This is a genomic window from Pseudomonas sp. P4_C3, from assembly GCF_056402075.1.
The window spans coordinates 1-10,277 of sequence record NZ_JBFUIC010000155.1; the positions used below are offsets into that span (position 1 = coordinate 1).

The 10,277-nt window shown below is 60.2% G+C and carries 9 protein-coding genes; 4 read left to right on the plus strand and 5 right to left on the minus strand.

Annotated elements, in window-relative coordinates; translation table 11 throughout:
* Positions 1-366: 366 nt before the first annotated feature.
* Positions 367-915 carry an RNA 2',3'-cyclic phosphodiesterase gene (thpR, locus tag AC1DVH_RS20570; RefSeq protein WP_477755341.1) on the plus strand — a complete coding sequence of 183 codons (549 nt, stop codon included), beginning with the start codon at positions 367-369 and terminating at the stop codon, positions 913-915.
* A 258-nt stretch (positions 916-1,173) separates the two neighbouring features.
* On the opposite strand, the gene AC1DVH_RS20575 is transcribed toward thpR, so the two are convergent.
* The 5 genes from AC1DVH_RS20575 to AC1DVH_RS20595 all read right to left on the minus strand — a co-directional run bounded on the left by AC1DVH_RS20575 (position 1,174) and on the right by AC1DVH_RS20595 (position 6,526).
* Positions 1,174-2,271: a polyamine ABC transporter substrate-binding protein gene (locus tag AC1DVH_RS20575; RefSeq protein WP_477755342.1), complete on the minus strand. Its 1,098-nt coding sequence runs from the start codon at positions 2,269-2,271 to the stop codon at positions 1,174-1,176.
* 192 nt (positions 2,272-2,463) lie between these two features.
* Positions 2,464-3,348 carry an ABC transporter permease subunit gene (locus AC1DVH_RS20580; protein WP_477755343.1) on the minus strand — a complete coding sequence of 295 codons (885 nt, stop codon included), beginning with the start codon at positions 3,346-3,348 and terminating at the stop codon, positions 2,464-2,466.
* Positions 3,345-4,259, minus strand: a complete 915-nt coding sequence (locus AC1DVH_RS20585; RefSeq protein ID WP_477755344.1) for an ABC transporter permease subunit — start codon at positions 4,257-4,259, stop codon at positions 3,345-3,347. The genes AC1DVH_RS20580 and AC1DVH_RS20585 overlap by 4 nt, the downstream gene beginning before the upstream one ends.
* Positions 4,256-5,398, minus strand: coding sequence for a polyamine ABC transporter ATP-binding protein (gene potA / locus AC1DVH_RS20590; protein ID WP_477755345.1), 1,143 nt, complete (start codon positions 5,396-5,398; stop codon positions 4,256-4,258). The genes AC1DVH_RS20585 and potA overlap by 4 nt, the downstream gene beginning before the upstream one ends.
* A 366-nt stretch (positions 5,399-5,764) precedes the next feature.
* Positions 5,765-6,526 (minus strand): gamma-glutamyl-gamma-aminobutyrate hydrolase family protein, encoded by a 762-nt coding sequence (locus AC1DVH_RS20595; protein WP_477755346.1) that lies wholly within the window; start codon positions 6,524-6,526, stop codon positions 5,765-5,767.
* A 284-nt stretch (positions 6,527-6,810) separates the two neighbouring features.
* Here AC1DVH_RS20595 and AC1DVH_RS20600 point away from each other — a divergent pair, with 284 nt between their 5' ends.
* The 3 genes from AC1DVH_RS20600 to AC1DVH_RS20610 form a co-directional block, all read left to right on the plus strand.
* The gene (locus AC1DVH_RS20600) at positions 6,811-8,187 is read left to right on the plus strand and encodes a glutamine synthetase family protein (RefSeq protein WP_223456650.1); all 1,377 of its coding nucleotides are present in this window, start codon (positions 6,811-6,813) and stop codon (positions 8,185-8,187) included.
* 184 nt (positions 8,188-8,371) lie between these two features.
* Positions 8,372-9,862, plus strand: a complete 1,491-nt coding sequence (locus AC1DVH_RS20605) for an aldehyde dehydrogenase (protein WP_477755347.1) — start codon at positions 8,372-8,374, stop codon at positions 9,860-9,862.
* A 53-nt stretch (positions 9,863-9,915) separates the two neighbouring features.
* Positions 9,916-10,277: NAD(P)/FAD-dependent oxidoreductase (locus tag AC1DVH_RS20610; protein ID WP_477755348.1), on the plus strand; the 362-nt coding region annotated here is incomplete at its 3' end.

The following is a 10,277-nucleotide window of genomic DNA, read 5'->3' on the forward strand; positions in this document are numbered from 1 at the left end:
TAGGGGGCGTTCTCAATTAGTTTTCCCGTCGCGTTGTCGCCTTAAAGCGGGCCAGGCAAGGCGCAGGCCGCTGGRAATGGTTGTTCCCTTTCCAAGGCCTGCAACGCAGCCTGGCCCGYTTTAAGGCACAACCCGAAGGGCCGGGCCTGCTGTTGTGCAGGGCTGCGTTGCTCGAAGCTTATTTGGAATGACCAAACCACGCTTCTCGCGCCTTGCCCTGCACAACAGCAGACCCGGCGCGGCGGGAAAACTAATTGAGAACGCCCCCTGGAACTATAACGCGCCTGCCCCACGGCGCCAGAAATGCGCTGGCCGGAACGCGGCTGTTGAGTACACTCAGGCAGTCTTATCCAGGAGGTGTCCGGCATGAACGACGAATCCCGCGAGCCGTTCAAACGCCTGTTCTTTGCGCTGAACTGTGCCCCGGCCATGCGCCGGGAGATCGCCCAGTGGCGCAGTGCGCTGCAACTGCGCAACGGACGGCCGGTGCCGACGGAAAACTTTCACCTGACGCTGAAGTTTTTGGGGGCGGTGGGTGTGGCGCAGATCGCCGAGCTCTGCACCGCTGCGGCGTCCATCCGTACACCGGGCGAGCGCTTGACGGTGGTGCTGGATCGGCTGGACGTGTGGCGCAGGGCAGGGGCGCTGGTGCTCGCGCCGCAGCAGGCGCCCCCGGCATTGCTGCGCCTGGTGTATGCCCTGGAACAGGCGATGTTGCCGTTCGGGCTGGAGGAAGCACCAAGGGAATATCGTCCGCACCTGACCCTGGCACGGCAGTATCGGGCGCCGGTGCCGGAGTCCACGACCGCACCGGAATTCTTCCTGCGTGCCGACCGATTCACCCTGTTCGAATCCCACAAGGGCCGTTATCGGGCGCTGGCCGAATGGCCGTTGATTGATTTTGATCGCCCATAAAAAAGGCGCCCGAGGGCGCCAAACTTCACCTGAACCGAGGGAGCCAGGTGAGGCCGTTCTACTGCAGGAGAGGCAGCGGTGGTAAGGCGCTGCGTGAACGGAAATGGGTAAAGCTGAAATGTGTGCTGGATGTACTGGCCTCATCGCGAGCAAGCTCGCTCCCACAGGGACAGCGCGAACTTCAAGGTACATGCGGTACCTGTGGGAGCGAGCTTGCTCGCGATGGCAATGTCAGACTCAGTAGATCAATTGAGTGAACTACTGGCCCAACTTCACCTTGGTCCAGCCACGGGTCATGATCCGCTGGATGGCAATCGGCTGGTCCGGCACGGCATAGAGCGTGGCCATCACCGCTTGTGGCGGGTAGGAGCCCGGATCGTTACGGATGGCTTCATCCACCAACGGCGTGGCCGCAGCGTTCGCGTTGCTGTAGCCGATGTTGTTGGTGATGTCGGCGATCACGTCGGGGCGCATCAGGAAGTTCATGAACAGGTAAGCGTTCTCGACGTTGGCGGCATCGCGGGGGATGGCGAGCATGTCGTAGAAACTGGCGGCGCCTTCTTTCGGGATGCTGTAGTCGATCTTCACCTTGTCCCCGGCTTCCTGGGCGCGGGCCTTGGCCTGCAGCACGTCGCCGGAGTAACCGACGGCCACGCAGATGTTGCCGTTGGCCAGGTCCGAGATGTATTTCGAGGAATGGAAGTACGCCACGTTCGGGCGAATCTTCATGAACAGCGCCTCGGCTTCGGCGATGTGCTGTTTGTCCTGATCGTTCACCGGGTAGCCCAGGTAGTGCAGGGCGGTCGGGATCATTTCAGTCGGTGAATCGAGGAAGCTGATGCCGCAGGCTTTGAGCTTCTCGGCGTTTTCCGGTTTGAACAGCAGATCCCAGGAGTTGGTCGGGGCGTTGGCGCCGAGCACTTCCTTGACCTTCTGCGGGTTGAAGCCGATGCCGATCGAGCCCCACATGTACGGAATGGCGTGGGCGTTATCGGGATCGCTCGCCGAGGCATTTTTCAGCAGCACCGGGTTGAGGTTTTTCCAGTTCGCAAGCTTCGACTTGTCCAGTTCCTGATAGACGCCGGCCTTGATCTGCTTGGCCAGGAAACTGTTGGACGGCACGACGATGTCGTAGCCTGATTTGCCCGCCAGCAGGCGCGCTTCAAGGGTTTCGTTGCTGTCGAAGACATCGTAGGTCACCTGGATGCCAGTCTCGTCCTCGAACTTCCTGACGGTATCCGGGCCAATGTAATCCGACCAGTTATAGACGCGCAGAACCTTGTCATTGGCCTGGGCGCCAGTGGCGATTGCGCCCAATAAGGACAGTGTCAGCAGAGTCCTGCCAAACATTTTCATCGGTACAACTCCATTTCTTTTTTATTCAAAAACACATAGCAAACATTTGTGGCGTGAGCGCTCCTTTGTAGGAGCGAGCTTGCTCCGGGCGGCGTTCCGACGAAAAACACAAGGACGTCGCGTTAATTCAGACAGCCCACGTCATCGTTTACGTCCATCGCGAGCAAGCTCGCTCCTACAGGGGGGGCGGCACTAGGCCGTCGCTCCTGCCATTTTCTTTTCAGGTTGCTGCCAGGATTCGCTGGCGGTCTGGTCCATGGCTTCCTGGATCGCGCGCTTGCGGGTGGCTTCGGCACGGCGGCTGAAGTACCAGACCATAAACGTCACGATCGATACCGCCAGCAGGATCAGGCTGGCCACGGCGTTGATCTCGGGCTTAACCCCAAGGCGCACCGCCGAGAACACTTCCATCGGCAGGGTCGTGGAACCCGGACCGGACACGAAGCTCGCCAGCACCAGGTCATCCAGCGACAGGGCGAACGACATCATGCCGCCGGCCGCCAGTGACGGCGCGATCATCGGAATGGTAATCAGGAAAAACACTTTGAAAGGCTTGGCGCCCAGGTCCATAGCCGCTTCTTCGATGGACAGGTCCAGCTCGCGAAGGCGGGCGGAGACTACCACCGCCACGTAGGCCGCACAAAACGTGGTGTGGGCGATCCAGATGGTGACGATGCCGCGTTCCTGCGGCCAGCCGATCAACTGCGCCATGGCCACGAACAGCAGCAACAGCGACAGACCGGTGATCACCTCAGGCATCACCAGCGGCGCGGTGACCAGGCCACCGAACAGGGTGCGACCCTTGAAACGGGTGACGCGGGTCAGGACGAACGCGGCTAACGTCCCTAGTGCGACTGCTGCGACGGCGGTGTAGCAGGCGATTTCCAGCGAGCGCACCACCGAACCCATCAGTTGCGAGTTGTCGAGCAAGCCGGTGTACCACTTGATCGACCAGCCACCCCACACCGTCACCAGTTTCGAGGCGTTGAACGAGTAAATCACCAGAATCAGCATCGGCAGGTAGATAAACGACAGGCCGAAAATCAGCATGAACTTTGAAAATCCGAAGCGTTTCATCCCCGTGCCTCCATCTCTTTGGCCTGGCTGCGGTTGAACAGCAGAATCGGCACAATCAGGATCAACAGCATCACCACCGCCAGGGCAGACGCCACCGGCCAGTCGCGGTTGTTGAAGAACTCTTGCCACAACACACGGCCGATCATCAGGGTTTCCGGGCCGCCCAGCAGTTCCGGAATCACGAACTCACCAACCACCGGAATGAACACCAGCATGCAGCCTGCGATGATCCCGTTCTTGGCCAACGGCACAGTGATTTTCCAGAAGTTGTTGAAATTGCTCGAGCCCAGATCCGACGCGGCTTCCAGCAGGCTGCCATCGTGCTTCACCAGGTTGGCGTACAGCGGCAACACCATGAACGGCAGGTAGGCGTAAACGACCCCGATGTAGACGGCGGTGTTGGTGTTGAGGATCTCGATCGGCGCCGAGGTCAGCCCGGTCCACATCAAGAATGCGTTGAGCAAACCGTTGTTGCTGAGGATGCCCATCCACGCGTAAACGCGGATCAGGATCGCGGTCCAGGTCGGCATCATGATCAACAGCAGCAGGACGTTTTGCGCTTCCTTGCTGGCCTTGGTGATCGCGTAGGCCATCGGGAAACCGATCACCAGGCACATCATCGTGCTGAGCAGCGCTACTTTCAACGAGCCGAGGTACGCCGAGATGTACAGTTCGTCCTGGGTCAGCAGGCTGTAGTTACCGAGGTTCAACAGCAGTTGAAATTTCTGCTCGGCGAAGGTGTAGATCTCCGAGTAGGGCGGAATGGCCAGCGCTGCTTCCGAAAAACTGATCTTCATCACCAAAAAGAACGGCAGCATGAAGAACAGGAACAGCCAGACGAATGGAATCCCGATGACGAACTTGCGCCCGCTGGGGACCAGTCTCAGAAATTGCTGATTGAAGGTTTTCATGCGCGCAGTACCACGCCGCTGTCGTCTTCCCACCACACGTAGACCTGATCGTCCCAGGTCGGACGCGCACCACGGCGTTCGGCGTTGGCCATGAACGACTGGACGATCTTGCCGCCAGGCAACTCGACGTAGAACACCGAGTGGCCGCCGAGGTAGGCGATGTCATGCACCTTGCCGCTGGACCAGTTGTAGCGGTGCTCGGGCTTGACGGTGCTGACCAGCAGTTTTTCCGGGCGGATCGCGTAGGTGATCGACTTGTCCTGCACCGAGGTGCTGACGCCGTGGCCGACGTAGATCTTCTGCGCAAGGTCCGGGCTGTGGATGATCGCGTGACCTTCCAGGTCTTCAACCACGGTGCCGTCGAAGGCGTTCACGTTGCCGATGAATTCGCAGACCATGCGGCTGACCGGTGCTTCATAAATGTCGACCGGGCTGCCGATCTGGGCGATCCAGCCCAGGTGCATGATCGCGATGCGTTCGGCCATGGTCATGGCCTCTTCCTGGTCGTGGGTCACCATCACGCAGGTCACGCCGACGCGCTCAATGATCTCGACAAGCTCAAGCTGCATCTGCGAACGCAGCTTTTTATCCAGTGCGCCCATCGGCTCGTCGAGCAGCAGCAGTTTCGGACGCTTGGCCAGGGAACGGGCCAGGGCCACGCGCTGACGTTGGCCGCCGGACAGTTGATGTGGCTTGCGCTTGGCGTACTGGGTCATGTGCACCAGGCGCAGCATTTCCTGCACGCGGGCTTCGATTTCGGCCGCTGGCAAACGGTCCTGCTTGAGGCCGAAGGCGATGTTCTGCGCCACCGTCATGTGCGGGAACAGCGCGTAGGACTGGAACATCATGTTGATCGGTCGTTCGTACGGCGGCATGTCGGTGATGTCGACACCGTCGAGCAGAATCCGGCCTTCGGTCGGGCGCTCGAAACCGGCGAGCATGCGCAGCAGGGTCGATTTGCCGGAGCCGGAACCGCCGAGCAGGGCGAAGATTTCACCCTGGTGGATTTCCAGGGACACATCGTCCACCGCGGTGGTTTCGTCGAACTTCTTGGTGACGCGATCGACTTTCACCAACACCTTTTTCGGTGCCTGGTGACCTTCAAGAGCCTTCCTGTAGATGCTGGAGGCGTTTGCCATGTGAAACTCCCAACAGGTTTCAGTCGCCAGGCCAACACGGCCCGGCTTAATAGTGGATTGCAAACCCGTATCGGGGACTTCGGTCAGAACACAGACCCTGTGGGAGCGAGCTTGCTCGCGATGAGGCCGGCACAATCGACATTGATGTCGCCTGACACACCGCTATCGCGAGCAAGCTCGCTCCCACAGGGATTTGCGTTTGCTGATCGAACTCACCCATACCTCTCGGGCTTATTCGGCGCCGCCATCCTGGCTGCCTGGTCGTACTTGTTGTTATTGCAGTGTGTTGTTTTCGCCAGCGGGGCACGCACAAGCGCCTGCCCGCTCGCGTTGGGCAGTTAATCGTTGAATGTGGGTATCAGGTCGTCAGCGCGAGTGACGCAGTGCCGCCCGTTGCCGGCAGGCTTCGCCGAACGCCTGGAAAATACTCAAGTAAGGAGGGTTATCCAGCACTTGCCATTCCGGGTGCCATTGCACGCCGAGGGCGAAGGCCTTGCTGTGCTCGACCGAGATCGCCTCGATCAGGCCATCGGGCGCAACGGCTTCGGCGCGCAGGCCGGACGCGAGGCGGTCGATGCCCTGGCTGTGAATCGAGTTGACCTGGAACACCGCAGGCAGCTCCAGCGCTTCGAACACACCGCCGGGCTGCACATTCACCCCATGGGCGGGTGCGTATTGCACGGCCAGGTCCGGATGGTCGGCCTCGCGATGGTCGAGGAAGCCAGGCAGTTCATGGACTTTCTGATGCAGGCTGCCACCGAACGCCACGTTCATTTCCTGGAAACCACGGCAGATGCCGAGGACCGGCACGCCCGCTGCAATAGCGGCGCGGATCAGGGGAAGGGTGGTGGCATCCCGCGCCGGATCATGATCCGTACCGGGGGCGCTGTCGGGGCCTTGATAGTGGAAGGGTTCCACGTTCGACGGCGAGCCGGTCAGCAACAGACCGTCGAGCTGCGGCAGCAGGTCATCGATTTCGGTCAGGTCGCCTAAGGAAGGAATAACGACAGGCAGCCCCAGCGCCGCAACGCTGACAGCACGCAAGTACTTGTCACCGCTGATGTGGTAAGGGTGCAGGCCAATCTGTTTGACGCATGCAGTAACGCCGATCAATGGCTTGAGTGCCATTTTTATCACCTCGAAGTTTCACACTTGAACGAGCTTTTCTGGAGCTTAGCCTTGTTGATTTTAATTAACAACTCTCATGTAAAAAATTCTAAACGCTGCGCGTCCAATGTTCAGGGTTTACGCGTGTTTGAGGGTGCATCTGGCACTCTCGTCCTTCTTTGAGGCCCGAAAATAAACGCTTAAAGGCTGAGTGTTCGCTATTGACTTCACTTTGTCGTTCGGGTTGACTGGGTTCGTGAAAGGGTAGTGAACATAATAATTAACAGCTAAAAAATAGGTGCATCATGTCGGTCCCTCTGCGTGCCGTTCAACTCAACGAAGCAAACGCATTCCTTAAGAAATATCCTGAGGTTTTGTACGTCGACCTTCTGATTGCGGATATGAACGGTGTGGTGCGCGGCAAGCGCATCGAGCGCACCAGTCTTCATAAGGTTTACGAAAAAGGCATCAACCTGCCGGCGTCACTGTTTGCTCTGGACATCAACGGTTCTACGGTGGAAAGCACGGGCCTGGGCCTGGACATCGGCGACTCAGACCGAATCTGTTTCCCGATCCCGGGCACTCTCAGCATCGAACCCTGGCAGAAGCGCCCGACTGCGCAACTGCTGATGACCATGCACGAACTCGAAGGCGAGCCATTCTTCGCCGACCCGCGTGAAGTGCTGGCCAATATCGTGCGCAAGTTCGACGACATGGGCCTCACCATCTGCGCCGCGTTCGAACTGGAGTTCTACCTGATCGACCAGGACAATGTGAACGGTCGTCCGCAATCGCCACGTTCGCCGGTGTCCGGCAAGCGTCCGATGTCGACCCAGGTGTACCTGATCGACGACCTCGACGAATACGTCGATTGCCTGCAAGACATCCTCGAAGGCGCGAAAGAGCAGGGCATCCCGGCCGACGCCATCGTCAAGGAAAGCGCCCCGGCGCAGTTCGAAGTCAACCTGCATCACGTGGCTGACCCTATAAAGGCTTGCGACTACGCCGTCCTGCTCAAGCGTCTGGTGAAGAACATCGCCTACGACCATGAGATGGACACCACCTTCATGGCCAAGCCGTATCCGGGCCAGGCGGGCAACGGTCTGCACGTGCACATTTCGATTCTCGATAAAGAAGGCAACAACATCTTTGCCAGCGAGGATCCCGAGCAGAACGCCGCGCTGCGTCACGCGATCGGCGGTGTGCTCGAGACCCTGCCGGCGCAGATGGCGTTCCTTTGCCCGAACGTCAACTCGTACCGTCGTTTCGGCGCACAGTTCTACGTGCCGAACTCGCCGAGCTGGGGCATCGACAACCGCACCGTGGCCGTGCGTGTACCGACCGGTTCGCCAGACTCGGTGCGCATCGAGCACCGCGTAGCGGGCGCCGATGCCAACCCGTACCTGCTGATGGCTTCGGTATTGGCGGGCGTGCACCACGGCCTGACCAACCAGATCGAACCGGGCGCCCCGGTGGAAGGCAACAGCTACGAGCAAAACGAGCAGAGCCTGCCGAACAACCTGCGCGATGCCCTGCGCGAGCTGGACGACAGCGAAGTCATGGCCAAGTACATCGACCCGCTGTACATCGACGTGTTCGTGGCATGCAAGGAAAGCGAGCTGGCCGAGTTCGAGAACTCCATCTCGGACCTTGAGTACAACTGGTACTTGCATACCGTTTGATGGCGTTGGAGGTGCACACAAATCCTGTGTGCGCCGCCAACCCCTGTGGGAGCGAGCTTGCTCGCGATGAGGCCGTCACATTCAACATTAATAGTGACTGTTCCACCGCTATCGCGAGCAAGCTCGCTCCCACAGGGATTGCGGTTTTTTTCAGATTCTTATTCCCCTGCGTCGAGTCACAACCATGACAAACACTCGCAGCGACTGGGAGCAACGCTTCCAGTCCCTCTCTATCGAAGGTCGCGCATTCATTGACGGCCAATACTGCGCGGCCGCCAGTGGCGCCACGTTCGAATGCGTAAGCCCCGTGGACGGTCGCTTCCTGGCGAACGTCGCCAGCACCGACGAAGCCGACGCCAACGCCGCAGTCGCCGTCGCACGCCGTACCTTCGAATCCGGCGTGTGGGCCAACCTGGCCCCGGCCGAGCGCAAGCGCATCCTGATCCGCTTCGCTGATCTGATCCTGGCGAACCAGGAAGAACTGGCCCTGCTCGAAACCCTCGACATGGGCAAGCCGATCAGCGATTCGATGAGCATCGACATTCCAGCGACCGCCAACGCGATCCGCTGGACCGCCGAGGCCATCGACAAGCTCTACGACGAAGTCGCCGCCACGCCCCACGATCAGCTTGGTCTAGTGACGCGCGAAGCGGCCGGCGTGGTCGCGGCCATCGTGCCGTGGAACTTCCCGCTGATCATGGCCAGCTGGAAATTCGCCCCGGCCCTGGCGATGGGCAACTCGTTCATCCTCAAGCCTTCGGAAAAATCCCCGCTGACCGCGATCCGCATCGCGCAGCTTGGACTGGAAGCGGGCATCCCGAAAGGCGTGTTCAACGTCCTGCCGGGCTACGGCCACACCGTGGGCAAGGCGCTGGCGTTGCACATGGACGTCGACGTGCTGGCCTTCACCGGCTCCACGGCGATTGCCAAGCAGCTGATGGTGTACGCCGGGCAGAGCAACATGAAACGCGTTTGGGCCGAAGCCGGTGGCAAGAGCGCCAACGTGGTGTTCGCCGACGCGCCGGATCTGCGCGTCGCCGCACAAGCCGCGGCCGGTGCCATTGCTTTCAACCAGGGCGAAGTCTGCACCGCCGGTTCGCGCCTGCTGGTGGAGCGTTCGATTCGCGAGCAGTTCATTCCATTGCTGGTGGAAGCCCTGCAAGCCTGGAAACCGGGCCACGCACTCGATCCTGCGACGACCGTTGGCGCGGTGGTCGACCAGCGTCAGCTGGAAAACGTATTGCGCTACATCGAAGTCGGCAAGCAGCAGGGCGGTCAACTGATCGCCGGCGGCAGCCGCACCCTCGAGGACACCGGTGGCCTGTACCTCGAACCGGCAATTTTCGACGGCGTGACCAACGCCATGACCATCGCCCGGGAAGAAATCTTCGGCCCGGTGCTGTCGGTCATCACCTTCGACACCTTCGATGAAGCCCTGGCGATTGCCAACGACAGCATCTTCGGCCTGGCCGCCGGCGTCTGGACCAGCAACCTGAGCAAGGCCCACACCTTCGCCCGTGGCCTGCGTGCCGGCAGTGTCTGGGTCAACCAGTACGACGGCGGCGACATGACCGCGCCGTTCGGCGGGTTCAAGCAGTCGGGTAACGGTCGGGACAAATCGCTGCACGCGTTCGACAAGTACACCGAACTCAAAGCGACCTGGATCAAGCTCTGACACCTTTTAAACGGCGGTCACCGGCACGCTGCCGGCGACCCTCGGAGAAACCTATGAAACAAAGCTCTGATAAACAAACTCATGTAAACAGCTACTACGCCGCCACCCGCAACTTCACCGGCGATTTCCCGGTGCTGGAAGGCGCGGTGGACTGCGACGTCTGCGTGATCGGCGCCGGCTACACCGGCCTGTCCTCGGCCCTGTTCCTCGCTGAAGCGGGCTACAGCGTGACCGTACTCGAAGCGGCCAAGGTCGGCTTCGGCGCCAGTGGTCGCAACGGCGGCCAATTGGTCAACTCTTATAGTCGCGACGTCGATGTCATCGAAGAGCGCTACGGCGACAAGACCGCCGAAGTCCTCGGCAGCATGATTTTCGAAGGCGCCGACATCATTCGTCAGCGCATACAGCACTACGA

What these genes read in the sequence shown, in the direction of transcription:
- thpR (WP_477755341.1), top strand. Translation starts at nt 367, where the DNA reads ATGAACGACGAATCCCGCGAGCCGTTCAAACGCCTGTTCTTTGCGCTG.
- AC1DVH_RS20575 (WP_477755342.1), bottom strand. Translation starts at nt 2,271, where the DNA reads ATGAAAATGTTTGGCAGGACTCTGCTGACACTGTCCTTATTGGGCGCA.
- AC1DVH_RS20580 (WP_477755343.1), bottom strand. Translation starts at nt 3,348, where the DNA reads ATGAAACGCTTCGGATTTTCAAAGTTCATGCTGATTTTCGGCCTGTCG.
- AC1DVH_RS20585 (WP_477755344.1), bottom strand. Translation starts at nt 4,259, where the DNA reads ATGAAAACCTTCAATCAGCAATTTCTGAGACTGGTCCCCAGCGGGCGC.
- potA (WP_477755345.1), bottom strand. Translation starts at nt 5,398, where the DNA reads ATGGCAAACGCCTCCAGCATCTACAGGAAGGCTCTTGAAGGTCACCAG.
- AC1DVH_RS20595 (WP_477755346.1), bottom strand. Translation starts at nt 6,526, where the DNA reads ATGGCACTCAAGCCATTGATCGGCGTTACTGCATGCGTCAAACAGATT.
- AC1DVH_RS20600 (WP_223456650.1), top strand. Translation starts at nt 6,811, where the DNA reads ATGTCGGTCCCTCTGCGTGCCGTTCAACTCAACGAAGCAAACGCATTC.
- AC1DVH_RS20605 (WP_477755347.1), top strand. Translation starts at nt 8,372, where the DNA reads ATGACAAACACTCGCAGCGACTGGGAGCAACGCTTCCAGTCCCTCTCT.